General features: G+C 56.7%; 29 protein-coding genes. 5 read left to right on the top strand and 24 right to left on the bottom strand.

The annotated features are described in order from the left end of the window. Nucleotides 1-106 precede the first annotated feature (106 nt). Nucleotides 107-1,042, top strand: a complete 936-nt coding sequence (locus tag P1U45_RS14330; protein ID WP_301059689.1) for a sterol desaturase family protein — start codon at nucleotides 107-109, stop codon at nucleotides 1,040-1,042. A 53-nt stretch (nucleotides 1,043-1,095) separates the two neighbouring features. After that, nucleotides 1,096-1,338 carry a hypothetical protein gene (locus tag P1U45_RS14335; protein WP_293608265.1) on the top strand — a complete coding sequence of 81 codons (243 nt, stop codon included), beginning with the start codon at nucleotides 1,096-1,098 and terminating at the stop codon, nucleotides 1,336-1,338. Between the two features lie 89 nt (nucleotides 1,339-1,427). On the opposite strand, the gene recO is transcribed toward P1U45_RS14335, so the two are convergent. The 8 genes from recO to rpoZ form a co-directional block, all read right to left on the bottom strand. Beyond that, nucleotides 1,428-2,168, bottom strand: coding sequence for a DNA repair protein RecO (gene recO, locus P1U45_RS14340; RefSeq protein ID WP_301059690.1), 741 nt, complete (start codon nucleotides 2,166-2,168; stop codon nucleotides 1,428-1,430). A gap of 147 nt (nucleotides 2,169-2,315) precedes the next feature. Continuing rightward, complete coding sequence (era, locus tag P1U45_RS14345; RefSeq protein ID WP_293608267.1) at nucleotides 2,316-3,269, bottom strand: GTPase Era; 954 nt, start codon at nucleotides 3,267-3,269, stop codon at nucleotides 2,316-2,318. Continuing rightward, nucleotides 3,259-4,035, bottom strand: coding sequence for a ribonuclease III (gene rnc / locus P1U45_RS14350; protein ID WP_293608268.1), 777 nt, complete (start codon nucleotides 4,033-4,035; stop codon nucleotides 3,259-3,261). Before rnc ends, era begins: the two co-directional genes overlap by 11 nt. Then, nucleotides 4,032-4,445, bottom strand: a complete 414-nt coding sequence (acpS, locus tag P1U45_RS14355) for a holo-ACP synthase (protein ID WP_301059691.1) — start codon at nucleotides 4,443-4,445, stop codon at nucleotides 4,032-4,034. The genes rnc and acpS overlap by 4 nt, the downstream gene beginning before the upstream one ends. Then, nucleotides 4,442-5,185 (bottom strand): pyridoxine 5'-phosphate synthase, encoded by a 744-nt coding sequence (locus tag P1U45_RS14360; protein WP_301059692.1) that lies wholly within the window; start codon nucleotides 5,183-5,185, stop codon nucleotides 4,442-4,444. The genes acpS and P1U45_RS14360 overlap by 4 nt, the downstream gene beginning before the upstream one ends. Further along, nucleotides 5,185-5,769, bottom strand: coding sequence for an orotate phosphoribosyltransferase (gene pyrE, locus P1U45_RS14365; RefSeq protein WP_301059693.1), 585 nt, complete (start codon nucleotides 5,767-5,769; stop codon nucleotides 5,185-5,187). Before pyrE ends, P1U45_RS14360 begins: the two co-directional genes overlap by 1 nt. Nucleotides 5,770-5,772: 3 nt before the next feature. Continuing rightward, nucleotides 5,773-8,013, bottom strand: coding sequence for a bifunctional (p)ppGpp synthetase/guanosine-3',5'-bis(diphosphate) 3'-pyrophosphohydrolase (locus tag P1U45_RS14370; protein ID WP_301059694.1), 2,241 nt, complete (start codon nucleotides 8,011-8,013; stop codon nucleotides 5,773-5,775). Between the two features lie 40 nt (nucleotides 8,014-8,053). Continuing rightward, the gene (gene rpoZ, locus P1U45_RS14375; protein ID WP_293608273.1) at nucleotides 8,054-8,404 is read right to left on the bottom strand and encodes a DNA-directed RNA polymerase subunit omega; all 351 of its coding nucleotides are present in this window, start codon (nucleotides 8,402-8,404) and stop codon (nucleotides 8,054-8,056) included. A gap of 196 nt (nucleotides 8,405-8,600) precedes the next feature. On the opposite strand from rpoZ, the gene P1U45_RS14380 reads away from it, so the two are divergent. Continuing rightward, nucleotides 8,601-9,179: an NYN domain-containing protein gene (locus P1U45_RS14380; protein ID WP_366145011.1), complete on the top strand. Its 579-nt coding sequence runs from the start codon at nucleotides 8,601-8,603 to the stop codon at nucleotides 9,177-9,179. Beyond that, nucleotides 9,154-9,831: a uracil-DNA glycosylase gene (locus P1U45_RS14385; protein WP_301059696.1), complete on the top strand. Its 678-nt coding sequence runs from the start codon at nucleotides 9,154-9,156 to the stop codon at nucleotides 9,829-9,831. Before P1U45_RS14380 ends, P1U45_RS14385 begins: the two co-directional genes overlap by 26 nt. Here the strand turns inward: P1U45_RS14385 and smpB are convergent. Then, nucleotides 9,828-10,286 (bottom strand): SsrA-binding protein SmpB, encoded by a 459-nt coding sequence (gene smpB / locus P1U45_RS14390; RefSeq protein ID WP_022695724.1) that lies wholly within the window; start codon nucleotides 10,284-10,286, stop codon nucleotides 9,828-9,830. The two genes, P1U45_RS14385 and smpB, sit on opposite strands and share 4 nt — an antisense overlap. A 1-nt stretch (nucleotide 10,287) precedes the next feature. Next, nucleotides 10,288-11,163 carry a 4-hydroxy-tetrahydrodipicolinate synthase gene (gene dapA / locus P1U45_RS14395; RefSeq protein ID WP_301059697.1) on the bottom strand — a complete coding sequence of 292 codons (876 nt, stop codon included), beginning with the start codon at nucleotides 11,161-11,163 and terminating at the stop codon, nucleotides 10,288-10,290. A gap of 96 nt (nucleotides 11,164-11,259) precedes the next feature. Between dapA and P1U45_RS14400 the strand changes: the two genes are divergently transcribed. Further along, the gene (locus tag P1U45_RS14400) at nucleotides 11,260-13,272 is read left to right on the top strand and encodes a lytic transglycosylase domain-containing protein (protein WP_301059698.1); all 2,013 of its coding nucleotides are present in this window, start codon (nucleotides 11,260-11,262) and stop codon (nucleotides 13,270-13,272) included. Here the strand turns inward: P1U45_RS14400 and P1U45_RS14405 are convergent. Genes P1U45_RS14405 through P1U45_RS14470 form a run of 14 tightly spaced genes read right to left on the bottom strand, consistent with a single transcriptional unit; the run spans nucleotide 13,264 to nucleotide 25,707 of the window. Then, nucleotides 13,264-14,253 carry a threonine/serine dehydratase gene (locus tag P1U45_RS14405; protein ID WP_301059699.1) on the bottom strand — a complete coding sequence of 330 codons (990 nt, stop codon included), beginning with the start codon at nucleotides 14,251-14,253 and terminating at the stop codon, nucleotides 13,264-13,266. The genes P1U45_RS14400 and P1U45_RS14405 overlap by 9 nt on opposite strands. Further along, the gene (locus P1U45_RS14410; RefSeq protein ID WP_301059700.1) at nucleotides 14,235-14,732 is read right to left on the bottom strand and encodes a hypothetical protein; all 498 of its coding nucleotides are present in this window, start codon (nucleotides 14,730-14,732) and stop codon (nucleotides 14,235-14,237) included. The genes P1U45_RS14405 and P1U45_RS14410 overlap by 19 nt, the downstream gene beginning before the upstream one ends. An 8-nt stretch (nucleotides 14,733-14,740) precedes the next feature. Beyond that, nucleotides 14,741-15,481 (bottom strand): type II secretion system protein N, encoded by a 741-nt coding sequence (gene gspN, locus P1U45_RS14415; protein WP_301059701.1) that lies wholly within the window; start codon nucleotides 15,479-15,481, stop codon nucleotides 14,741-14,743. Then, the gene (locus P1U45_RS14420) at nucleotides 15,481-15,963 is read right to left on the bottom strand and encodes a type II secretion system protein M (protein ID WP_301059702.1); all 483 of its coding nucleotides are present in this window, start codon (nucleotides 15,961-15,963) and stop codon (nucleotides 15,481-15,483) included. The genes gspN and P1U45_RS14420 overlap by 1 nt, the downstream gene beginning before the upstream one ends. Continuing rightward, nucleotides 15,960-17,135: a type II secretion system protein GspL gene (gspL, locus tag P1U45_RS14425; protein ID WP_301059703.1), complete on the bottom strand. Its 1,176-nt coding sequence runs from the start codon at nucleotides 17,133-17,135 to the stop codon at nucleotides 15,960-15,962. The genes P1U45_RS14420 and gspL overlap by 4 nt, the downstream gene beginning before the upstream one ends. Then, complete coding sequence (gspK, locus tag P1U45_RS14430; protein WP_301059704.1) at nucleotides 17,132-18,133, bottom strand: type II secretion system minor pseudopilin GspK; 1,002 nt, start codon at nucleotides 18,131-18,133, stop codon at nucleotides 17,132-17,134. The genes gspL and gspK overlap by 4 nt, the downstream gene beginning before the upstream one ends. Continuing rightward, nucleotides 18,133-18,747, bottom strand: coding sequence for a type II secretion system minor pseudopilin GspJ (gspJ, locus tag P1U45_RS14435; protein ID WP_301059705.1), 615 nt, complete (start codon nucleotides 18,745-18,747; stop codon nucleotides 18,133-18,135). The genes gspK and gspJ overlap by 1 nt, the downstream gene beginning before the upstream one ends. 2 nt (nucleotides 18,748-18,749) lie before the next feature. Then, entirely contained in the window at nucleotides 18,750-19,133 is a 384-nt protein-coding gene (gene gspI, locus P1U45_RS14440) for a type II secretion system minor pseudopilin GspI (protein ID WP_301059706.1), read from the bottom strand. Then, nucleotides 19,117-19,626 (bottom strand): prepilin-type N-terminal cleavage/methylation domain-containing protein, encoded by a 510-nt coding sequence (locus P1U45_RS14445; RefSeq protein WP_301059707.1) that lies wholly within the window; start codon nucleotides 19,624-19,626, stop codon nucleotides 19,117-19,119. Before P1U45_RS14445 ends, gspI begins: the two co-directional genes overlap by 17 nt. After that, nucleotides 19,627-20,103 (bottom strand): type II secretion system major pseudopilin GspG, encoded by a 477-nt coding sequence (gene gspG, locus P1U45_RS14450; RefSeq protein WP_293608287.1) that lies wholly within the window; start codon nucleotides 20,101-20,103, stop codon nucleotides 19,627-19,629. Nucleotides 20,104-20,116: 13 nt separating this feature from the next. Beyond that, nucleotides 20,117-21,331, bottom strand: a complete 1,215-nt coding sequence (gene gspF, locus P1U45_RS14455; protein ID WP_301059708.1) for a type II secretion system inner membrane protein GspF — start codon at nucleotides 21,329-21,331, stop codon at nucleotides 20,117-20,119. Further along, nucleotides 21,318-22,829, bottom strand: a complete 1,512-nt coding sequence (gene gspE / locus P1U45_RS14460; protein WP_301059709.1) for a type II secretion system ATPase GspE — start codon at nucleotides 22,827-22,829, stop codon at nucleotides 21,318-21,320. Before gspE ends, gspF begins: the two co-directional genes overlap by 14 nt. Nucleotides 22,830-22,855: 26 nt before the next feature. After that, on the bottom strand, nucleotides 22,856-24,805 hold the full coding sequence (gene gspD / locus P1U45_RS14465) for a type II secretion system secretin GspD (RefSeq protein WP_301059710.1): 1,950 nt from the start codon (nucleotides 24,803-24,805) through the stop codon (nucleotides 22,856-22,858). A gap of 11 nt (nucleotides 24,806-24,816) precedes the next feature. Beyond that, complete coding sequence (locus P1U45_RS14470) at nucleotides 24,817-25,707, bottom strand: type II secretion system protein N (RefSeq protein WP_301059711.1); 891 nt, start codon at nucleotides 25,705-25,707, stop codon at nucleotides 24,817-24,819.

A 25,707-nucleotide genomic window follows, 5' to 3' on the forward strand; every position in this document is an offset into this window, starting at 1 on the left:
GTTTTTCAGCCCTTCTGAATGCGAGTTTCAAAACTGAGGATTACTCATATTATTCCAGAACAGGCAGAGTTCAAACCAGCGACACGCCATCTGAGGGAGACGACTTATGAGCATCTATTCCTACCTAATTTATTTCGGCCCGGTCTTTCTTCTCATGATCGCAGCCGAGTATTTTATCGGACGTGCACGCGGTCAGTCGCTCTACACAAAGGGTGACACGCTGGCCTCGATTTCCATTGCGGTCGTGCAGCGCGTCATCTCCATGTTGCCGCTGTCAATTGTGCCGCTCGCGACGCTTTATGCATTTGAGAACTATCGTCTCTTCGAGCTTGAGGTGACCGATTGGTGGTATTGGCCGGCTCTGTTTCTGGCCTTCGAGTTTGCGTATTACTGGTATCATCGACTGAGCCATGAAGTCCGCTGGCTGTGGGCGACGCACAGCGTGCACCACTCCATTGAGGAGATGAATATTCTCGCTGCGTACCGGTTCGGCTGGACGGGTTGGCTTTCCATGGGCAGCCTGATTTTCCTGCCGCTGAGCCTGCTCGGGTTTGCACCGGTTTACGTCGCGCTGATGTTTGCGCTGAACCTGATGTATCAATCGTGGCTGCACACAAATCTTATTCCCAAGCTTGGATGGGTTGAGGGTATTCTGAACACACCATCCGCACACCGTGTGCACCATGCCGTAAACCCGAAATATCTCGATCGAAATCATGGCGGTGTTCTGATGATCTACGACCGCCTGTTCGGCACCTACCAGCCTGAAGACGTAGATGAACCGTGCAAATATGGGCTGGTCAAACCCGTTGGCAGCTTCAATCCGATCCGCATCGCGCTGCATGAATGGATCAATATTCTCCGCGATCTTCGGGCAAACCCAGTCCGTCACTGGCCAGGATTTCTGTTCGGACCACCCGGCTGGCAACCAGATGGAACAGGCGAGACAGCGAAGGTTTTGCGCGCTAGAGCTGAGAGTAAATCAACGTCCTCAACCAACACGCCAATTAACGCCAAAAGCTTCGAAGCGCGACAGGCCTGACGGAACTTCCAGTCCTGCTCGCTCGTTGATTTGACAGAAAGGAGGTAACAGAGATGAAAACCAATACCTTATTGTCGATAGTGCTCTTCGGCCTCTTTAACGCCGTGATTTTCGGCGCTGGCCTTATTCTGGCACTCGGCATCTCGCAATCTGCGACCGGTACAGCGATTGGTATCGCGATTTCGGCGCTCTTCAGTATCGTGGTGAGTGCGTATCTCGCCCTGCACTACGCACCGCGCTTACGTGCGCAATACTGGCGCCGCGAAGGTGAAACGCCCAAAGCAATCTGGTCATAAGCGCGTTCTGTAACTTCACGAGCGAAGCGAAGGCGCAGACAGCCCGAGCCGAAGGTGAGGAAACGCTGTCGAGCAGACAAACAACACACCTAAAAAACAACAATTTCCATATCTGACAGTCGCCGGAGCATGAGTTCTCTCGATCCCGGCGGCGGTTTATGGGCTTCAGCATAGAGACGGTTTGTAATAAAATGGCCGGTCAGCCTGAAGCCTTTTCCTATGTCTTCTGGGCTGGCGTCGGCCTCCGAGTTCACCAGAAATTCCGGCAGTGCCAGAAGCTTGTCGACATATTCGGGCACTTCCTCACCGCAGGCGGCGCGGCCCGTTCGTGGGCTGACATGGGTGAGCTTGTCTTTCCGGCCTGAGACAGCGCATTTGGAAAAATCGAGGCCATAGCCAACGGTGCGAAGGAAACCGACTTCCCAGCTCACCATAAGTGCTGGCCAGAGTTCTTTATCGCCCAGCTGATCGAGCACGAACTCGGTCGCGTCATACAGCAGAGGATAGGCCTGCCCGTCCGGCAGAGAAGTATTCAAAAGCGAGGTGACAGAATTGAGCGCCGTAAGTGAGAGCCGCGAGGACATGAACATTGCTGCGCGGTTCGCCGTCGCTTCGGAGAGATTGAAATTGCCGAGCTGGTTTTCATTCCGCGCACGCCATTCAAGTTCCAGCGTGGTGCCGACTTCAAAGCTCGCGCGTTTTTTTGAGGAATTGCCGCCATGGATAAATCCGGACTGGCGGCCATGTTCACGCGTGAAGGCATCAAGGATCAGGCCGGTTTCACCAAACCGGCGACTGCCCAGAACAATGCCCGCATCACGCCATTCCATTATTGGTTTTGCTCGGCTTTGTTCCTCGCATTCGCTCGGTCAGCCTGCGCCAGCCCGGTTGGGCTGTGGGGCGCGACATCACAAGCAACGCGAAGGCGCAGAATGCCCGAACACCGTGAGGACACGCATTCGAGCATACCCAAAAACCTACACATCAAAATCCAGTCCCAGAGGGGTGTAGAAATCGCGTTTTTCCATCCAGCGCTCATCCACCTTCACGAAGAGGAAGAGGTGCACTTTCCGGTCCAGCATGCCTTCAAGTTCTTCACGGGCGCGCTTGCCGATCTCTTTAATCGTCTGGCCGCCTTTACCCAGAACCATGCTCTTATGGTTTTCACGACCAATAATGATCGCTTGCTGAATGCGAACAGACCCGTCTTTGCGCTCTTCCCACGTCTCGGTGTCGACCATTAGCTGGTATGGCAGTTCCTGGTGGAGACGCAGCATGAGCTTCTCACGCGTCACCTCAGACGCCAGAAGACGCATAGGCAGGTCCGCCGTTTGCTCCGGATCATAGAGATATGGGCTTTCCGGCACGAGACCCGCCAGATGATCGAGGAGCGTAGCCGTTCCGTCGCCATTGGCAGCGGAGATCGGGTAGATTTCGGAATATATGCCTTCTTCATTCAGCTTCTGAATGACAGGCAGAATTTCGAGGTGGTCGAACTCGTCAATCTTGTTGAGCGCCAGAATGCCCTTACGGCCCAGCGTTTTGAGATCCTGCATAACGCGGCGGTCGTCTTCCATCGACTTCTTCTGCGCACCGGTGAGCGGGCGTTTCAGAATTTCAGCAACCCAGCCGGTCGCGTCGATCACGTGAAGAATGACGTCAGCATCTTCCGCGCCAGCCAGCGCAGCTTTCACCATGGCACGGTCGAGGCGGCGCTTGGTTTTGAAAATACCCGGCGTGTCGAGCAGAACAATCTGCGCGTCATTGTGCATGGCGATGCCACGAACCGGGAAACGCGTCGTCTGAACCTTCTGGGTCACAATGGCGACCTTCTGTCCAACGAGGCGGTTTACGAGGGTAGACTTACCCGCATTTGGCGCACCAATAACGGCTACAAAGCCGGCGCGTGTCTGATCAGTTTCAGGCGTCATCCGCCGCAAATCCTTCTACTGCCCGTTCGACCAGCATCGCACGAGCGGCGGCGCGTTGGGCTTCTTGTTTTGAATGGCCACGGCCCTCAACCGGCGAGTATTCACCGACGAGCACACGGGCTGCAAATTCGGGCGCATGGTCTGGTCCGACCTGCCCGACAATTTCATAAGTTGGCGTGGCAAAGCCTTCGCCCTGCGCCCATTCCTGAAGCGCAGATTTAGGGTCTTTCGGCCGCTTTCCAACCGATTTGATGAGCGGCGCCCAATAGCGCTCGATCATCGCCGTGGCGGGTTTCATACCGCCATCAAGATAAACCGCGCCAAGAACGGCTTCGCAGATATCCGAGAGGATAGAATTTTTCTCACGTCCACCCGCACGCTCTTCGGCAGCATCCAGAATGAGACAGTCCTGAAGCTCCAGCTTGCGGGCAACCTCGGCGCAGGCATCTCGATTGACCAGCGCATTGAGGCGTGGCGCAAGGCCGCCTTCCGGCTCGCCCTCGAACTTCTGGAAAAGAAGCTCTGCGATGACCAGTCCGAGTACACGGTCGCCAAGGAACTCGAGCCGCTCATAAGAGAAACGAGCCGAAAATTCCTGCACAGCGCTCGCATGCGTCATAGCCCGATCGAGAAGCGACTTATCCTTGAAGGTGTAACCGATACGCTCTTCAAGCGCCGCGCACGCCTCTTCGGAAAGAAACGGCAGACGGGCAGCCTGTTTGACCTTCGCGCGAAGGCGAGTGCGTTTCGGACGGATTGGCTTCACGGATACATGCCCTTCGGAAAGGCCTCAATAATGACCATTGCCAGTGCATACGGGTCATCATCGGTAATGGAAAGGTGGATGTGGGCATCCCAGCCCTCAGGGGTCATCTGTTTCAGGCGCTCTGCGGCGCCGCCGGTCAACTCCAGTGTCGGCTTGCCGGTGGGCAGATTCACAACGCCCATATGCTTCCAGTGAACGCCGCGTCGCGGAACGCCCGTCCCTAGGGCCTTAGCGCAGGCTTCTTTCGCTGCGAAGCGTTTTGCATAGGTCTCGGCGGACAGTTTACGGCGCTCGGCCAGCGCAATCTCGGTCGCGGTGTAGACACGGTTTTTGAAACGCTCACCAAAGCGCTCAAGCGTGTTACGGATACGGCGGATATCCGCCATGTCCTGCCCCATCCCGATAATCATGTACGCGCCTCGTCCATAAGGCGGCGCATTTCGCGGATCGCAGCTTCGAGCCCGACGAACACGGCTTCGCCAATAATGAAGTGGCCGATATTCAGCTCGGTCAGTTCCGGAATTTCCGCGATTGGCGTCACCGTGTCGTATGTCAGACCGTGACCGGCTTGTGGCTCGATACCCAGTTCAACAGCCCGTTCGGCGCATGCCCGGATGCGTTCCAGTTCTTCCCCGGCCAGCGCGCCCTCGCCCGCCTGGCAAAGTTCAACGAAGCGTCCGGTGTGAAATTCAGTAATGCTCGCGCCAAGTTGGTGGGCCGCTGCAAGCTGAACCATATCCGGCTCAATGAAGAGAGACACTTTGGAGCCATTGTCTTTCAGCTGACGAATGAACGGCGCCAGATGGTTATGCTGTCGCGCGGCGTCCAGACCGCCTTCCGTGGTTCGCTCTTCGCGTTTCTCCGGTACGAACATCGCCGTTTCCGGTTTGAAACGCAGAGCGATATCCAGCATTTCCGGCGTTGCTGCCATCTCCAGATTGATCGGCAGATCGGATGCATCACGCACACGCTGGAGGTCCTCATCACGGATGTGACGACGGTCTTCACGCAAATGGATGGTCAGACCGTCACCACCTGCGCCGCTGACGATCTCCGCCGCGCGGAAGGGATCCGGATGCAAACCACCGCGCGCGTTCCGAATGGTCGCGACGTGATCAATGTTTACGCCAAGCCGGATGCGGTCGCTCATCAGAACTTTCTCCGGCTTCCCGGCTTCACAGGCTCAAGAGCGGCAAGTTCTGGCGGCAGATCATTCGGGTCGTAGTCAGGGAATTCAATAGACGCGAGCGACAGAAGCGTCGTGCCGACATCAGCCTTACCACCTGAACGGTCGATAATGCAGCCACCGCCAACCAGCGTGCCCGGATATTCTTCGAGCGCTGCAACCGTCTCACGGAAGGACTTACCTGTCGTGACAATGTCTTCCATCAACAGGATGCGATCATCCTCGTTGAATTCAAAGCCGCGCTTATAGACGAGCACATCATCTTCATTGCGTTCGGCGAACATCGCACGCGCGCCAAGCTGACGTGCCATCTCATAGCCCGGGATAATCCCACCCACAGCCGGCCCAGTCACAACGGAGACTTCGCCATATTCGGCCCGCACACGCTCAGCCAGAGCCGCACAAAGCATTTCGGAGACTTTCGGCTGGGAAAATACCAAAGCTTTCTGCAGGAAAACCGGGCTACGGCGGCCAGAAGACAGGATGAAGTGACCTTCCAGCAGAGCGTCAGCGTCACGGAAAGCCTGAAGCACATCGTCTGGTGTCATAGATTAGTTCCTTATGCGTTCGGCCCGATCCACTGCCGTCAGCGACCTGAGCGAGGCAAGAATCAGGGAGAGGTGTTTGAGATCTGCAACCTCGATATCAAACAGAAGGTCCATGAAATCAATGGAGCGCTCACCTGAATTGACGCCCATAATGTTGCTGCCGCTCTTCGCGATGACATCACAAAGCTCGGCCAACACGCCTGGACGGTTGTGTGCAGTCACCTTGATGCGCCCTAGCGCCATGATCCCGCCCGGCGGCTGCCCGGACCAGGATAGGTCAAACCAGCGCGCTTCGGCTGCGTCATCATCGGCAAGGCGGTTACAGTCGATGACGTGCACGGTGAGCGGTTCGCCCATCTTCTGCATGCCGACAATCCGGTCTCCCAGAACTGGCGAACAGTCATGGCAGAGATGCAGCGCGCCGCTGGAAGGCAGGTCGCGGATATCAATCAGCCGATTGGCCGTCGCCTCGCTGAGACGCATGGCTTCAAACGAGCGAAGGATATCGTGTGCGCGGGCTGGGAAAGCCTCGGCAAGCACTTTGCTGACATCGATTGTCTGGCGCCCGATCGCATCAAGCAGCTGATCGCCGCTCTTCAGCTCCATCCGCTTGGCGACCTCATCAAGGTCCACCTGATTGGTTGTAAGATCGAGCGCTTCGAGCGCAGAAGACAGCGCTTTCTGGCCGAGCGCGTGGAAACTTTCCTGCTCGCGGTTACGAACCAGTCGACGGATTGCAGACCGTGCGCGCCCTGTTTGTGTCAGCGCCTCCCAGCCCTGCACCACGGCTTTCTCGTCACCGCGAATAATGTCGACGACGTCGCCATTGCGAAGCTCGGTCCGCAGCGGACGGGTTTCGCCATTAATACGGCAGCCCTTACAGCTATCGCCGACATTCGTGTGCACGGCATAGGCAAAGTCGAGCGGCATGGCGCCTTTAGGCAAAACGATCAGACGACCTTTTGGCGTGAAGGCGAAGACGTGATCGAGATACATTTCGAGCTTGGCGTGCTCGTAAAATTCCTGCGCATCCGCGCCATCACCGACCATTTCGGCGAAGGCAGTCAGGCTGGCCGTCGGGTTCAGACCAACTTGTGCGGCACCTTCCGCGTCAAAACCGTATTTTGAGTTCTTGTAGGACCAGTGAGCTGCAATACCGGTCTCAGCCGTACGGTTCATGTCCTCGGTACGGATTTGAAGCTCGATCCGGCGGTTGCCAGCTGCCCGCACAGTCGTGTGGATAGAGCGATAACCGTTCGGCTTCGGCATCGAAATGTAATCGCGGAAACGGTCCTGAAGGCAGGACCATTTCTGATGCACTTCGCCGAGCATTTGATAGCACTCGTCCGGCTCCTGAACGATCATGCGGAAGGCGAAAATGTCAGCGACATCGCGGAAGGAAATATCCTTACGCTTCAGCTTGCGCCAGATGGAGTATGGCTGCTTCTGACGACCAAAAACGCGCCCTTTCACGCCCGCACTCTCAAGAATTCCGCGAAGATCGCGACCTACGCGCTCGATATCGTCTGCGCTCCGGGCATTCAACTCTTTCAGGCGATGCGTGATCGCGGCATAGGCTTCCGGATTGAGCTGACGGAAGGACAAGTCTTCCAGCTCGGCCGCAAACTTATAAATACCGACACGGCGGGCGAGCGGCGCATAAATTTCGAGAGTCTCACGCGCAATCCGCTTCCGCTTGTCTTCTTTCGGTACGAAGTGGATTGTACGCATATTGTGAAGCCGGTCAGCCAGCTTCACCAGAAGAACGCGAAGGTCCTGAACAGATGCCAGAATGAATTTCTGGAAGTTTTCAGCCTGCTTGGACTGCTCGGATCGATACTCAAGCTCGGTCAGCTTGGTCACGCCCGCGACAAGTTCAGCCACCTCGGTTCCGAAGAGACTATCAATCTCTTCATAGGTCGCGTCGGTGTCTTCGATGGTATCGTGGAGAAGCCCCGCAACAATGCTGGCTTCATCCAACTGGATTTCAGTCAGAATACCGGCAACAGCGACGGGGTGGGAATAATACGGGTCGCCGGACGCGCGCTTTTGCGTGCCATGCTTCATCATGGCGTACACATAGGCTGCGTTCAGCTGGTCTTCCGCAGCTTGAGGCGCATAGGCCTGTACGCGATCCACGAGTTCATACTGACGAATAATCTTCGTCGGCCCGCCACTGACTGGCGGGCTAAATACAGGTTCAGAATTATCCTGAACAGCAGGTGCGTTTCCATCCGGGGCCATAAAGACAAGCTTACCCTACACGCCCGAATTAGAGAACAGCTTAGTAGCGGTCTTCGCGAGCCGACTCGATTTCCTGCTGGTACGCTTTCATCACGTCTTCTTCAGACTGTGTCGGCGCAGCTTCAAGAGCACGCTGGTCTTCTTCGCGTTCAGTCTCTTCAGATGGACGAACTGTCTGAAGGTTAGCGATCAGTGCTTCTTTGACGTTGTTCAGATCGACAGCGTCCTCTGCGATTTCGCGCAGCGCAACAACAGGGTCTTTATCATTGTCGCGGTCCAGACCGAGCGGAGATCCTTCACGGATCATGCGTGCGCGGTGTCCAGCGAGAAGAACGAGTTGAAAGCGGTTGTCGACCTTATCGAGGCAATCCTCAACAGTTACGCGAGCCATTAGACCATCCAGTATCTGGGAAACAATTCTTCTCCCTATACGGGATCGGGAAGTTTTTCAAGGCATAGGTCGCAGCGTTTCGTGCCCAATCTGAAGTCACCTGCGACACGTGCGACCACCTATGCGCAAAACCGTTGATCGAATCCGATCTGTGGATAATGTTGCCCCCTGTAATCATTGGATTTTGCGAGGTAAAGTGGCATTTTATCAAAATGAACGTGTAGCGTTATTTATAGATGGTGCGAACCTCTATTCTGCTGCGAAAACCGTGGGGGTGGAAATTGATTACCGCAAACTATTGGAGGAGTTCCGCAAGCGCGGAAGGCTCATCCGTGCGTACTATTACACCGCTTTAGTAGAAAACGATGACTACTCCCCGATCCGCCCTCTGGTGGACTGGCTGCAGTATAATGGCTTCAACGTCATCACTAAGTCTGCCCGAGAATTCACGGACCGCGACGGACGCCGCCGCGTGAAAGGTGATATGGATGTCGAAATCACCGTCGACATGATGAATCTCGCCAATCATCTGGATCACATTGTTTTGTTCTCCGGCGATGGCGATCTGACACGTGTTGTTCAGGCTGTGAAAAACAAAGGTGTCCGCGTGAGCGTTGTATCCACTGTCAAAACACAACCGGCAATGATCTCTGACGATCTTCGCCGTGCGGCCGATACTTTTATTGACCTGACCGATCTGGCCAAGCTTATTGGACGTCCTCCACGCGACGATGAGCAGAGTTCAGATTATGGCGACGAAGAAGACGACGACTAAGAACGCACCGGCAGAGCCCCCCCTCAAATGCCCCCTCTGCCCGCGTCTTGTCGCCTATCGCGAAAAAAACGCTGCCGAAGAGCCTGACTGGTTTAACGCCCCGGTTCCGAGCTTCGGTGGCAGCGATGCACGGCTTCTCGTTATTGGTCTTGCTCCAGGCCGCACGGGAGCGAACCGGACGGGCCGCCCCTTCACCGGCGACTGGGCTGGCGATCTTCTCTACCCGACACTCGACAAATTCGGCTTCAGCTCCGGCTCTTATGATGCGCGCCCCGATGATGGGCTGACGCTTAACAGAGCGATGATCACCAATGCTGTGCGCTGCGTCCCGCCTGAAAACAAACCGGTCGGTGCGGAAATCAACGCCTGCAGACCATTTCTCGAATCTCGTATCGCCGAGCTTCCTGACCTGAAAGTCATGGTGACGCTCGGGAAGATCTCACACGATTCAACGCTTCGGGCGCTCGGCCTGAAAGTATCAGCTCATCCGTTCGGGCATGGCGCTCATTTTACCGTCACAACACCGTGGCACGAACGCGAGCTTCATATCGTGTCGAGCTATCACTGTTCCCGATACAATACGAATACCGGACGCCTCACAGAAGAGATGTTCCACGATGTGTTTGAGAAAGCAAAAGAGCTGGCGGGTTAGCCGCGCTCTTTCATCAGGCGCTGCTTGTCGCGATTCCAGTCACGCTCTTTAACGGCGTGGCGTTTATCGACCGTCTTGCGACCCTTAGCGATACCGATTTCAAGCTTCGCGATACCCCGATCATTGAAATACAGCTTCAGTGGAATGGCCGTGCGCCCCTGACGCTCAATCGCCTGCGCAATGCGTGCAATCTCTCGCCCGTGCACGAGCAGCTTACGCTTGCGCTTCGGCTCGTGGTTGAACCGATTGGCTGCCGTGTAGATCGGGATGTCCGCGTTGATCAGATAGAAACCGCCATCTTCGATACTCGCGTAAGACTCAGCGATATTGGCCTTACCGTTTCTGAGGCTCTTCACCTCAGACCCGACGAGCACAATGCCTGCCTCAAGTGTATCTTCGATTTCATAGTCGCGACGCGCTCGGCGATTTTCCGCGATCAGATTTTTTGCGGCCATATTAATCCAGCAATCCGGCGACTTTCAGCGCCGCATCAATTTCCTTCTTCACGTCATCATTCGGAGGAAGAAGAGGTAAGCGGATTTCCGGCTCACACAAGCCCAGGCGTGAAAGAGCATATTTTGTCGGTCCCGGGCTAGGAGACAGGAAGAGCGCGCGGTGCAGGCGGTAAGCCTTCGCTTCGAATTCACGTGCAGCTGCGAAATCGCCGCGCAGACACGCCGCATGGAGATCCGCCATAAGCTTCGGCGCTACGTTTGCCGAAACAGAGATACAGCCCTGCCCGCCCATTGCGTAAAAACCGAGTGCTGTAGGATCATCGCCTGACAGGAGCACGAAGCCATCTTCGCAGGTATCAGCGTGCTTTGTGACGCGCGCGAGGTCGCCTGTCGCGTCTTTAATGCCTACAATGTTCGGGTTGGATGAGAGCGCCGCAACCGTTTCTGGCTGAATGTCGCTGATGGTTCGGCCCGGCACGTTGTAGAGGACGAGCGGCATCTGAACGGCATCGGCGATTGCAGAGAAATGCGCAGCGAGACCGCGCTGGTCCGGCTTATTGTAATATGGGCAAACAGTCAGAGCGGCATCAGCGCCGACTTTCTTGGCGTGCTGAACCAGACCAATCGCTTCAGCTGTTGAGTTGGACCCACAGCCTGCAATGACGGGAACACGACCATTCACAATCTCGACGCAACGCTCGACAACCTTCCGGTGCTCTTCATGGGAGAGTGTCGCTGATTCGCCTGTCGTACCGCATGGTACAACGGCGCCAGAGCCCGCCTCTATCTGACGCTCCACCAGTTTCTCGAACGCATCGAAGTCGACGGCATTGTTACGAAACGGCGTTATGAGGGCAGGAATAGATCCTTGAAACATGAAAACTCACTCTCACAGTTTTTGAGGCGTTGCGGGAACCCGGAGATATACATACGATATATGTAGATTACCACTCAATTACAGAGCCCCATTTTCATGAAGCGACTCTCCCTGCTGACCCTTAGCTTGATTTCGGTTTTCACTATTCAGTCAGCCTCTGCAATCGAGCCGCCTTCACGGAAGCCCAACCCTCCGTACATCTCAAGCGTTCTGTCGCGCACGGATACGGAGCGACTGCGGCTCGGACTGGATGCGGCAAGCGATGGCGATTGGAGCCGCGCCGACGCATACAGAGACTCCATCAATGATGCGACAGCACGGCGCCTGTTGTTGTGGAGATCAGCTGCTTCGAGCCTGAGCGGCGCAGATTTCGCCGAACTCGACCGCGCACTTGAAGAACTCAACGGCTGGCCGGGCATGAACTCGATTCGTGTCCGTGCCGAAGAAGCCATTGCCGATTCCGATCTGTCACCGGGCGAACGTATTGCCTGGTTGCGTGCCTCCGGCCCGATTAGCGGTGAAGGCAAGATCGCCCTCGCCGAGGCTTATATCTCTATCGGGCAGCGCGAAGAAGCCGAGCTTCTGATCAAGGACGCATGGCACAACCATACTTTCCTTGTGAGCCGCCAGCGTGAAATCGCAAACCAGTACGCTGAAATTCTCGATGTTGAGGATCACATTTATCGCGCAGATCACCTGCTCTGGCGCTCCCAGCGTAGCGCTGCGAGCGATATGCGCCGGTATCTGCCGTCCGGCTGGGATGCCCTCATTGATGCGCGTATCGCGCTTGCGACCGGGGCGGCTGGCGTGGATCGTCTGATAAATAACGTTCCCAACAGCTTGCAGCTGAACCCGGGCCTTCTCTATGAGCGCTCGAAATGGCGGCGTCGCCGCGGTCGTTGGGAAGATGCCCGCCCGCTTCTTCTCGACATCGATCCATCCAATCTGCCTGAAGCTGCTCTGGAGCGCATCTGGGAAGAGAAGAACCTGCACCTGCGCCGGACCATTCGCGATGACGAATGGACTGTCGGCTATCAGCTTGCCTCTACGCACGGCCTCACCTCCGGTGCAGACTTTGCCGAAGGTGAATTCTATGCAGGCTGGATTGCGCTTCGCTATCTGAACCAGCCCGATGTCGCTGCAGAACACTTTGCTACGCTCGAAGCTGGCGTATCGACTCCGATCAGCCTCTCCCGTGGCCATTACTGGCTGGGTGAAGCCTATTCCGCCATGAACCGTACAGAAGACGCACGCGCCGCCTATGCGCGCGGCGCACAGCATCTGACGACCTTTTACGGTCAGCGGTCTGCTGAACGTCTTGGCGACACGACGATGCAGCTACCGGATATCGTGACACCGACGGAAGCGGAACGCGAAGAATTTGAAAACATGGATCTGGTGCGCGCGCTGCGCATGCTGGCCGAAGCAGGCGAAAACTATCAGTTCCGACGCATTTCATTCCATCTCGACAACCAGCTGAGCAGCGCTGCCCAGTATGAAATGCTGTTTGATCTCGCAGACGGCTATCACATCACTATGGCCGGTGTTCGCGGGGCAAAAGCGGGTCTGTCTCAGGATATCGTCGCAACCCGCGCAGCCTATCCTCTGTTCGACTTCCCGATGCCAAGCCCGGACTCCAGCGCAGAGCAGGCCCTGACCATTGCTCTCTCGCGTCAGGAAAGCGAGCTCAACACACGCGCGATCTCCAGCGCCCGTGCTTACGGCCTGATGCAGATGCTGCACTCTACGGCGCGTAGTCAGGCCCGCCGTGAAGGCGAGCCTTACCGTCGCTCATGGCTGCTTGATGATCCTATCTACAACGTCACGCTTGGCCGAGCGCATCTGGGCGATCTGATCGACCAGTTTGACGGCTCCTACATCATGGCAATTGCAGCCTACAATGCGGGCGCATCCCGCCCGACGCGCTGGATGCGTGAATATGGTGACCCGCGTGCCGGAGAGATCGACCCGATCGACTTTATCGAGTCCATTCCATTCTCTGAGACGCGAAACTATGTGCAGCGCGTGCTGGAGAATACTCAGGTCTACCGTTTCCGTCTGGCAGGTCAGCCGACCGAGATCACCCTCACACGTGATCTGTCACGCTGAGGCCAGTATCTCTGACATCTGGGCGGGATCGATATTCCCGCCTGTGATGATCACGATGACGGGCTGATCTGACGTGATCTGAACCTTGCCAGCCAGCAGCGCAGCCAGCGCTGCGGCTCCACCCGGCTCCGCAACCACTTTCAAATGCCTGAACGCGAACCGCACCGCTTCTCGCGCCTCTTCGTCAGAAATCAGCGCGACATCGGATAGGTGTCCTTTGTTGATGGCGAAGGTCAGTTCACCCGGGCTGGGCGAAAGAAGCGCATCACAGATAGAACGCGCATCAGGATCGACCTGCTCCCGATTGCCGGACTTCAGCGAACGGGCATGGTCATCAAAGTCTTCAGGTTCTGCGCCGATCACACGAAGGTCTGGCCATTGATTGTGAACCGCCAGAGACACGCCTGCTATGAGACCGCCGCCACCCACGCAACAAACCAGTGCTTGCGGCGCAGTGTCATCGCTGTACTGGCGCGTGATCTCCACACCGCAGCTGCCCTGCCCCGCAATGATATGCGGATCATCATAGGACGGCACGACAACCAGATTTTTCTCAGCTGAAATCTTCGCCGCTATCTCTTCGCGGTCTTCGGTGAAGCGGTCATAGAAGACGATTTCCGCGCCGTCGCGCAGCACGCCTTCAACCTTCACCTTCGGTGCATCAGACGGCATGACGATAGTCGCGGGAACGCCGAGCAATTTTGCCGCTCTGGCCACACCCTGCGCATGGTTTCCGGATGAAAACGCCACGACACCGCGCGAGCGTTCATCATCAGTCAGGCGCGACAAGCGATTATAGGCACCGCGAAGTTTGAAACTGCCTGTATGTTGAAGCGGTTCGCATTTCACATAGACCGGCACGCCAATGCGCGCGTCCAGTTCATCATTGCGCAGAAGCGGCGTTTCGCGAACGACGCCATGCACCTGCTTTGCGGCATCGAGAACATTTTGAACCGTCGGGACTATTGCTCCGGCTGACATGCTGTGACCCCCGCGACAGGAACCATTGTGCGCCAGCCTTCGGCGTCGATCACGGTCAGGCTTGCCTCGGGGACGCGTTGCCCGCCAACCAGTTGCTCTCCCGGCTCCATACGAAGCTCGACCATGCGTCCGTCACCGAAGGCAAAGTCTTGTTCCGTCAGTTGCTGGCCAAAGATATCACCGCCGAGTGCAACACGGTTCAGATCCGCAACCGTACCATCAACCCAAAGCAATGCGTCATCGGAACCTGCTTTGGAGAAGAAGATAAATTCGGGCTGCTCGCGCCGCGTCCAGAGGAACAGTCCGCACTCGCCAACATTCAGCGTTTGCGCCGGAAGGCCGCGCTGCGGCGTCTCGACCTGTGCCAGCGGGCTTGGCGGCGCTGCCTGCCCAGCCTGATTGTTCGCTGAGGTTGACGTTGCACAACTCGCGAGAACCGCCAGCGCGCCAGCTACGAGTGAAATCCGGAATGAATTCATGACAAGTCTCATTCAATAGAGTGTCGATAGGTGTAACGGTCCTGGCCCTCGGAGACAAAGCCCAGAAGCGACAATGCATTTGCCGTATCAGAGTTCTGCGTGAAGACTTCAGCGAAGAAGCTGCCGCGTGCATCAAGACCAACTTCAAGGCTCGCGTTCACGCGTTCGCCCGCCGGCGTCGTGCCCGAAAGCGCCACAAGCAAATCACCATCCGCGCAGCTAACCGGCCCCGAAAGCTCCGGTCCAACCCAGTTCCAACGCGCTTCGGTCCGCGTCAGAATATCAGTCCAGACGGTCCCCTCGGCTGTTTCACAAAGCTGGTCATCGATCACGAGTTCGGAGAGGTTGAGTCGGAACTGCCCGTTCAGATCGCGCACTTCCTGCTGCAGGTTCAACAGATCACGCGTTCCGCCCATGGCGCGGATATCAGCAAGACGCGTGCGACCACCAAGGCCAGAGGACACTTTCCCCTCGCCGGTAATGCTTCCGCCTGACAGCGAGAACTCTCCGGAAATGGTTCCCGTTAGCAGAGCCATAGGGCTTGTCCTGAACGCCACATCGCCAACGGGCTGGATGCCATACAAAACATTCTCGACACGGCCATCCCAGACGGTACCCGAGGCAACCGCATACCGCACAGACGGGTCACGGCTGGTAACCTGATCCATGACGAAGCGCGCAGGCGTCATCGCGACAGCAATGATGGCCCCGAGGACAACAACAAGACCGGCAGACAAAAACCACTTCATCACACGCCCTCGCGTTGCAAGAGAACACTTCCGCGAAGCGTATTGTTTTCAGGCCGCTTTCTAAGCTCCGCGCGCTGCACCGACAGGCCATACCTGCCCTCAAGTTCGATCAGCCAAAGCATGAGTGCCTGCGAATTCACCGTATCAAACCATACCGTAGTCTGGTTTGAGCCAGAGGGTTGCAGGCGAACAATCTGAAGGCCTGCCGCTGTAGCCGTACGGCTCAATAGAAGTTCGAGACTTTCATTTGTCGTCTCGACACCGGACGGAACCGCTGCGACCTGGCTCTCCAACTGGGCTATGCCCTGAAACATCTGCTGCGCTTCAAGAGACATGCGGCGATACTCGCGCTCTGCACCGTCATGCGCATTACGCAGAGGAACGAACATAAGAAAATACACCGCAAGAATGGCCGTAAGACCACCCGCAATCAGGATCATCATGCGTTCGCGGCCTGTCAGGCCCTGCCACCACTCTCTCATGGCCGACCTCCAAAGCTCGCTTCACCGACGATGACTCCGCCCTCCTGACGCGCGCCACCAAGCTCAAGGCTGAGACCCCTGCGCTCAAAACTATCTCTCAGCCGGTCACGGCTCTCATAACCCGCAAACTGTAGAGATGCCGTGATCTGGCCCGACGTCCGGTCAAAGGTCAGACCTTGCAGAGAGACACCCTCGACCTCTTCCAGACCGGCATACAACGCCGCAGAAAGTTCGATGAAGGACGCTCCGCTGCCGCCCGGTGCGTTACGCATTTTCAGCGCGACTTCGCGTGATGGGTCAACCACACGCCCTTCTTCAGGAAAGGCGCGGGAATACGCGGTGACCATGGAGTTATAGAGATCATCGCTTGCTTGGTTCAGACCGAACACGCTGACACCAAGTGAGGCAATCCAGATCAGTAGCGCTGCCGCAGCGAGGCCCAGGGTGGCTGACCAGCCACTCAGCCTGAACTGTCCCTTTGAGCGGCGCGCATACGCGCCCTGTCGTAAATCAATGCCCGCACCAGCCAGCAGGTTAGGCGCGATAAAGGCGACGAAACTGTCCACGCGAGACGTTTCACCCGGCACATCAGTCAGCTGGCTGTCGTCGCTGACAATGTGCTGAACCGATTGAAGATCAGCCTGCTGTAAGATTGCCGGAACAAGATCAGCCGCGAGATGCGGATCGCATCCATGGAACCGCTCGCCGTTATAAATAATGACGCGGCCATCGCCGTCGAAAACGAAGGGCTCTCCTTCAGTGAAGAGCGACGTTTCGGGAATAAGCTCAGCACGCGCCAGCAGCTCTGCAGGAAGGTCTTCGCAGGCACTTAGCCAATCACACATGGCGTCATCAGAGACGACAGCGACTGTACGCGTATTCGGGTTTTCCGGTGCGCGTGGTCCGACCGCGATATGCAGCTCACTGACAGGCTGGCTGAGGTCATCTTCGAGCTGGAAAAGAGCTGCTGTGCGCAAATCCGCCATAGATCGCGTCGCCGCGGTGACCGTCGACATGAACACGTCCGGCCCCGGCAGAAGCAAGACAACGCGGTCCGCAACGACGTCTGACAACGCCTCGCGCGAAACGGGTTCTACCTCATTTTCAGAGCGCGCAATGAACCAGTCATCCCCTATCGGGGTGCCAGGCAGGCGCGCAAACAGAACACTCATTCGTCAACTCCGATCCGCCGCCTGACCAGCTGGACACTGTTATCCGATCCGAGACGGAACACCGCCTCATAGCTCGTCATGGCTTCGGCATAAACCACTTCACCGGAAAGTCTGAAAAATTTCGACGTTGTACCGAGTAGCGTCTCATGACGCAGTTCAGGCGCAACCGCCGCGAGCGTCGACTCGGTCAGAAATGTTTCGACATCCGGAAATTCCAGATCGCCCTGCGCTTCCATGATTGCGCGCATGCTTTCACGGCCAACCTGACCGGAAAAGACAGCGCTCATAATGGGCGCGTGGCGTTCATCCATCGTATTGATATTGAACACGCCAATGGCTTCATCAGGACGAGCGCAAACGTAAGGCGCGATCATCCGGTAAAGCTCAGGCGTATAGCCGCGCATATCCAGCAACTCAGCTGGCGTCACGATTGGCCCATTAGCAGCTGAGCGCGGCTGTGAGAGGCTTGCGTAAAAGCCGTTCTCGGCACCGAACGCCTGCTGCACCGAGTCGGCATCAATCCAGTCTTTCGCCACCTGCATCAACTGCTGTGCATCACTCTGTGGCAGATCGAGCGCTTTAAGGAGCTCGACATAGAACGCGCCCGCATCAATCGCTGCCGTCGTCTCGGACTCTTCAGCTTCATGGCCCAGACTATTCAGATTGAAGCAGTTCGTCGCATCATCCACGCGCGCCATCAACCGCCCGCCCTCAATGGGAAAAGCAATGGTCTGACCAAGTCCCGGAGAGAAGCGCGTAATGCTGCCTTGCGTCAGCTCGCTGAGCTGCGCAATTTTCTGCGCAGCGAGTGTTTCCGCGCCGCTGACATACCATCCGATCTGGTTTCTGGCGCCCGTCATGGACGCAACCTGAACCGAACGGGTCACGGTTTGCAGGATGCCAACGCTGACGACCGATAGCGTCGCGACAAGCAACAGCACAACGAGCAGAGCGGCGCCCGTGTCATTGCGCGTCATATTCTGTTTCCCGGAGGTCATCAGATCGCCCCCCCTGCTGGCAGAAGGAACATCCAGACCATTTCAGGCTTGTCAGATGGACGAACAACCAGACGTACGGCAGGCGGCGCAGTAATTGGTGTTTCCGGCGTTGCCCGCCATTCCCGCGTCCAGAGCTGCCCCTGATTGAACTCGGCATAGACGTCGTCCAGCCCGTCTAGAAGGACTTCATCGCGAAAATCGTCATTGAAAAGCGGGTCCGCAAACGGTCGCGTCCTACGGATGAGGCGGCCGTTCTCAAACACATAACGCACAGCAAAAAGCCCGCTCCTCTCCTCCGTCAGGCCCGGATTGGTCCAGCCGTCACGGACGAATGCAAACAAAAGCCCGGCTTCGCCGATGCCACCCCCCAGAAAGGATGCGGATGGGTCTAAAACCGGCCGGCTTTCACTCGCACGTGGCACCCATTGCAAAAGATCTTCACGCACACGCGTATGCGCCTGAGCATAAGCTTGCGTCTGCTCCGTGGATGCCGCCAGCGCATCACGGCTCTGGAAAGAGCTCAACAGCACTGTCGTGCCAGCAATGGAGATCGTCGAAATGATGAAGAGCGACACCAGCACTTCGATGAGGGAGAAACCGTGATCAGAACGCATGATCATTCTCTCCGGAAGCCATAGCGCAGAACAAGTGTTTGCTCGGAATCGCTGAGAGAAACACGGACCGTCACGCCCAGAAGCCCCGCCTCACCGGTATTCTGAATGTCGCGTCGCCATTGAAAATCATAGCCGCCCATAACGGTTTCACCCTGCGACCCACCAAGCGTGAGGCGATCATTCAGATAGGTTTCAACGAGCACATTCTCGGCAACAAACTCGGCATATGTGCGCGCTGCCATCTGTCCTGAAGAGCGAATATTCTGTGTGATGAGCGTCATGGTCGCGACTGCGACGGTTGCGAAAATTGCGAGCGCTACGAGGCTTTCGAACAGCGAAAAGCCTGCATCATTCTGGTTGGCGGTTCGTTTAGCGGGAAGCGTCATGGATCGTCACCTCCCCTGTCTGACTGATGTCGATCCCGACGCTCTGATTTCGCCAGCTAAGTTCCAGAGAAGCTTCAGTCGCAAAGCCTGACGGGTCGAACCATATATCTGGAATAACCGGCGCATCATCATCCTGCGTGGTGCGGAAGACCGGTTCGTCATCGCCCTCAAGTACGACTTCAGTATCCGGGTGGAGGGCAAATACCGCCGTATCTCTCAGGCCCGTCGGTGCGCGCCAGAGACCACGATCAAACACGAGAACGCGAACTTCGTTTTCTTCAAGCAGGAGACCACGAGGCGCACCGCCCAGTATCGCTTCAGTCCGTTGATTGTTGAGTAGGCGGTCCAGCGCTCCGCGCACTTCGATCAAGGGCGTCGGCGAACGCGGCAGCGACAAAACAACGAAGCTCGACGCCAGCCCGACAATGAACAGGGCGACCATGATCTCAATGAGGCTAAGCCCCGCATCAGATCTTAAATCGCCCGGCTTCACCTAGTTCTCTCCCCAGTTCCCGACATCGGCATTGAGGTCTTCACCGCCCGGACGGCCATCCGCGCCGAGTGAGAAAATGTCGATACGCCCGCGTTCACCCGGATTACGGTACTGATATGGATTGCCCCAAGGGTCAGCCGGAATTTCAGAACGCAGCAGATAGCCACCCTGGCGGTAGAGTTCCGCGCGGTTCAGCCCTGTCGGCGCATCAACAAGCGCTTCCAGTCCCTGCTCTGTAGTCGGGAATGTCAGCATGTCGGAATTGTACTCGTAGAGCGCCGTTTCGAGCGCCTGAATGTCGGTACGCGCCTTTTGCACCATAGCGCGGTCACGAGATGGCAATACGTTGATCATCACGACTGTTGCGAGCAGGCCCATGATGAATACGGCCACCATGATCTCTGTCAGGCTGAAGCCTTCCTCTCCGCGATTGCGGCGCTGCGATTTGCGAGCGAGCAGAGTTTTTAGCCAGGTCATCATTTTCTCCTGATCAACCGATAACGAATGAATTGAGCTGCAAAATTGGCAGCATGATAGATAGAACAACTAGGGCGACCATGCCGCCGAGCACGAGAATAATCAGAGGCTCAAGCAGGCCGAGCGCAACCTTGGTCGCCGCTTCGAATTCGTCTTCCAGATATTTCGCGCCGCGCAGCAACATGTCGGGCAGCTGACCGCTCGCCTCACCGCTGGAAGACAGCTGTGTGATCAGCGCAGGAAAGACGCCTGTCGATTTCATGGCGCGGCTAATGCCGGCGCCTTCGCGGACCTTCACGATGATGTCCGAAACCGCACTCTGAAACATCAGATTCCCGAGGCTGCTGCGCGCTGCGGTCAGGCTTTCCAGAACCGGCGCGCCATTGCCAAGCAGCGTGGAAAGAGTTCGCGCGAAACGGGCGGTATTCACCTGCGTAAGCATTGTGCCGATAACCGGCAATTTCAGCATCACGCCGTCAACCACGCGCTTCACCTTCGGCAGCGCGAAAAGCCGTGTCAGGCCAAAGATGGTAGCGACGATGACGGCCAGAATGATCAGCCCGTAATTTTGCAGAACATCACTAATACCGATGACGATACGCGTCAGCATTGGCAATTCCTGATTCATCGTCGTGAACTGCTCGACGACGCGCGGCACAACAAAGGTCATCAGGCCAACCATGACGAGCAAGGCGGTGAAAGCTAGCACCATCGGGTAGATGAGCGCCGTCTGCACGGTCTGACGAACCTTACGCGAGCGTTCCAGATATTCTGCAAGACGCTCAAGTACCGCGCCCAGATCACCAGACGCTTCGCCAGCCGCTACGATAGACCGATAAAGCCCGTTAAAGACCTTCGGATGTTCGCCCAATGCTTCCGACAGGCGATAGCCCTCGGTCACGGAGTTCCGGATCGCGAGCAGCGTTTTACGCACACCCGGCTTCTCCGCCTGCGCAGCGGCGGCTGCAATGCTTTCCTCTACCGGTGTGCCGGAGCCAATCATAATCGCCCATTGGCGCGTAATCAGCAGCAAATCGGATTGCGAAACGGACGCAGCGCTAAGGCTGGACAGCGCTGACTTGGGCTTTTCTTTTGCCTCTTCCAGTTTGAGCGGTGTCATCTGGCGTACGCGAAGTTCGCGACGCGCAGCCCGCGCTGAATCGGCAGCGATTACGCCCTTTTCACGCTTTCCCTCCGGTGAGAGCGCGACATAATCAAATGTCGGCATTGCCCTCTCCTTCCGGGCGACAGACCCGAAGTACTTCTTCGGCTGTGGTGATCCCGTTCAGCACGTGTCTGATGCCATTCTGGAACAGGCTTTGCGCTTCGCGGAAGGCATAGCTCTCCATATTCTGTTCAGACGCCTCGTCATGGATCATGCGCTTGAGCGAGCTATCCACGCTGATCATCTCGAACACACCTGCACGGCCGGAATAGCCTGAATTGCTGCAAGAGAGGCAGCCTTTGGCGCGGTAGAAGACAAGATCAGGTGATGGCGTAAGGCCCAGAGCGCGAACTTCGAAGTCTTCCGGAGTGTATGCCTCACGACAAGACGGGCACAGTCGGCGGACAAGACGCTGAGCCAGAACACCGCGCAGCGTTGAGCTAAGCAGGAAGGGTTCAATACCCATATCGCGAAGACGCGTCACAGCTGCAATCGCAGAGTTGGTGTGAACTGTCGAGAGCACAACGTGACCTGTGAGCGAGGCCTGAACGGCAATCTCTGCGGTCTCAATGTCACGGATCTCGCCGACCATCACCACATCAGGGTCCTGACGAAGAATGGCGCGCAAACCGGCGGCAAATGTGAGGCCCACTTTGGTGTTCACCTGAGTCTGGCCAACACCGTCCAGACCATACTCGATCGGGTCTTCCACGGTGAGAATATTACGGGACTGATCGTTCAGAAGAGTGAGGCCGGAATAAAGCGTTGTTGTCTTACCAGAGCCGGTCGGACCGGTCACAAGGATAATCCCGTTCGGGCTTTTTAGCGCAGCTTTAAATGTGTCCAGCGTGGATTGATCCATTCCAAGATCGAGCAGATTCAGTCGCGCCTGTTCTTTATCCAGAAGGCGCAGAACCACGCGTTCGCCATAGCGTGATGGCAGCGTGGAGACACGCACATCGATGGAGCGACCACCGAGTGCCAGCGAGATACGGCCATCCTGCGGCATGCGTTTCTCTGCAATATCAAGCCGTGCCATAACCTTGATACGCGAAACGAGCAGCGGCGCCAGACGACGCGATGGCGAGAGCACATCCTGCAGAACACCATCAATCCGATAGCGGATGGAGAGCTTGTCTTCATACGGCTCGATGTGAATGTCAGACGCGCGGCGCTTGACCGCTTCGTAGATCAGACCATTGATCAGACGAATGATCGGCGCATCATCTTCAGCGTCCAGAAGGTCAGCCGTCTGCGGAATACCCTCCACGAGGGACGCCAGGTCTTCACGGTCTTCAAGGCCGCTTTCCTGATACTCGTCATCAATGCCTTTGGCGGCGTAGACCGTCGACAAAATCTGGTCGAACTCGGTGCGAGACAGCGATTTCAATTGAGCGACTGGACCGACAGCGCGTCGCGCCTCAAGAACAGACAGGACACGCGCACCTTCACGAACACCAAGGGTCAGCGCTTCGCCGCCTTCGGCTTCCGGTGGAAGCAGAAGTACGCCGTGATCCTTGGCGAAATTATACGAGATGGTTGCTGCCCGTTGGCTGGCCATAAGCTGTCTTCAGTTCGTTATCTTGGTTATTGCGCCGGCGGCACTGTGCCGAGCACGTCCTGCACAAAGCGATCAATGTCAGACGTCTCTGCGCCGGTGCTCATGAGTTCCTGAGCGCGGATATAGCGGTAACGCTGACTTGTCGTCATGCGCACATCTTCAGAATCGCGAACGACGGTCGGACGGATAAACACCATCAGATTGGTCCGGCTGTTTGTCACGCCTTCAGACTGGAAGAGACGCCCGACACCTGGAAGATCGCCGAGGAACGGCACCTGAGAGGCGCTCACCGCGCTTGTCTGTTCAATCAGACCACCCAGCACGATTATCTCGCCGTCATCAGCGATGACTGTCGTCTCGATGGAGCGCTTGTTCGTAATGAACTCGCCCGATGTGGATACCGCGTCAGCGATGTTGGACGCTTCCTGATAGATGGAGAGACGCACGGAATCGCCTTCACCGATCTGAGGCGTCACATCAAGCTGAACGCCCACATTCTGGCGCTCAATCGTGCGGAACGCATTTGAGTTGCTATCGCTGAGCACTTCGCCGGTCGTCACAGGAATTTCCTGACCGACAATGATGGACGAGGTTTCGTTATCGACAGCCATCAGCATTGGCGTGGAGAGAATGTTTGATTCAACATCGTTCTCAACAGCATTCAGAATGACACCAAACAGCGTCTCGCCGCTCATGCCGCCGCCACCGAGGGTCAGGCCTTCCAGACCGAGGAGCGACGAGATCGCTGCGCTCTGGAACGTATTGCTGCCAGAGCCGGTAAGACCACCATCTGAAACGAGCGCACCTGTGAGTGCGAGAATATTCGGCGCGGAACGCGAGAAGTTCGTGGAGGCAAACGGAATGTCATTGCCCGTGCCTGAAACAACAAATTGCAGGCCGAGTTCGTTGACCGCGTTGTCGGACATTTCAACAACCAGCGCCTCGACCATCACTTGCGGGCGGCGCACGTCGAGTTCCTGAACCACGCGCTCCAGCGCATTCAGCATTTCATACTCTGCGCTCAGCACGAGTGAGTTGGTCGCTTCGTGGAATGAAATTGTTGGCGCAACACCGCTTCCCTCGCCTGCACCATTCTGCTGGGCGATGGATGCACTGAGGCGCTCAAGCACAGGCACGATCTCTTCAGCCTTAGCGTTAGAGAGCGGAAGCACGCGAATATTGTCGCGCACGCGTTCGGCAGCATCAAGCTCCCGCGACACGGTCAGTGCGCGGGCTACAGCCTGTTCTTCACCGCGCACAATGATAGAATTGGTGGTATCTGACGCGACTGCAGTGAAGTTGAGTGCAAACTCGTCATGCAGCCCGTTGAGAACGGTCTCCATCTCCTGCGCCGGTACGTTCTGAAGCGCTATAGTTTCAATTGTCGTGCCGTCTTCATCCAGCTGACGCACGACTTCACGCAGGCGTGGCATGTTGGAGGCATAATCGACAATCACCAGCGTATTGCTGTTGCGGTTGGCAACGACCTGCCCTGACGGGTTGAGGATCGGGTTCAGCATCTGTGCCGCCTCGACAGCGCTGAAATAATTCAACTTTACGATCTGCGTGACAAAGCTGTCGCCGTTAGGACCACGACTTTGGATGCTCGCTGAGCTTGACGCCGTCGCTTCCGGTACGATCCGGTATGTGCGATCACCCGACGGGATGGCGACGAACTGATGAACACGAAGTGTCGCCAGGAACACGTCGAAGACCTCATCCGTTGTCAGCGCTGTCTGTGAGGTGACCGTAACGCGACCACGCACCTGCGGATGGACGATGAATGTATATCCGGTGACGATAGATACGTCTTCAATCAGGTCGGTGAGTTCGACATCATCAAGATTGATACGGTGGCGCTGCTGGGCCGGCGTGTCCATCTGCGCCATGGCAACCGGTGAGACGAGAATGCTGCCTGCTGCGAGCACCGCAAAAATGCCACCCGACACCACTGACGTTTTCAGAAAGTTCGCCATCTTAAATCCCATCACTCGCCGACATTTACACGTATCGGCACAATCTGCCCGTTCCGTTCGACTTCAAAGTCAAAACGGTTTGCTTCTCTGAACACGTCATAGAGGTCTGATAAAGACTCATCTGACATGTCGTATCCATTCACTGTGATCAACTTATCGTTCACGCGCAGTCCAACGCGCGCAAGACCTTCAGCATTCGACGTACCCTGAATTTGCAGCACGGTTGATCTGTCCGGCTGCACAACACGCCTGATGGTCACGTCCCGATAGAACGTTTCGAACGACCATTCATCTGCGCCGACGGTGTAATTGCCCGGACTTGCAGGTTGTGGCGCTGCTTCAGTTGGCGCAGCGCGCTCCGGATCGTTGCGGCTAATGGCATTGCGTTCATTGAGGTAAAGCGTTTCGCGCACGCCGTTACGCAGCAGGATCACGCGGTCACTTTGAATCTGTTCGAGGCTGACGCCAGATACAACGGTATCGCCTTCGTAATAGCGGCGCACTTCATTGTCCGGTGTATGGATGCGCACGAAGCTCTGTTCTGAATCGCCAAAAGCAAAAACAGAGCGGATCGACAGGTTCAGCGTCGTCTGAGGCGCCTCTTCCTCAACCGCCTCGACCTGCCCGTCCAGCGTGCGCGTAAACGGATTGAAGCTTCTGAAAATCGCAGGGCTCGCCGCGAAATCTGCAGACTGGCTGGCTGACGTACGCGCAGACGCATCTGCAACAGGCACATCTACGAAAGCGGCGGGCGTGAGCACAGACCAGAAAAGCCGCGCCAGGAGCCATGCACAGAGAATAACAAACGCGACGTCCAGAGCGATACCGACTCCGCGCCCTATCGCACCTTTGCGTGCCAGAATGTCGGCCAGTTTGCCAGTCAGTGCGGAGGACTCACCCAA

This window comes from Ponticaulis sp., assembly GCF_029210165.1.
Taxonomy (GTDB): Bacteria; Pseudomonadota; Alphaproteobacteria; order Caulobacterales; family Hyphomonadaceae; genus Ponticaulis.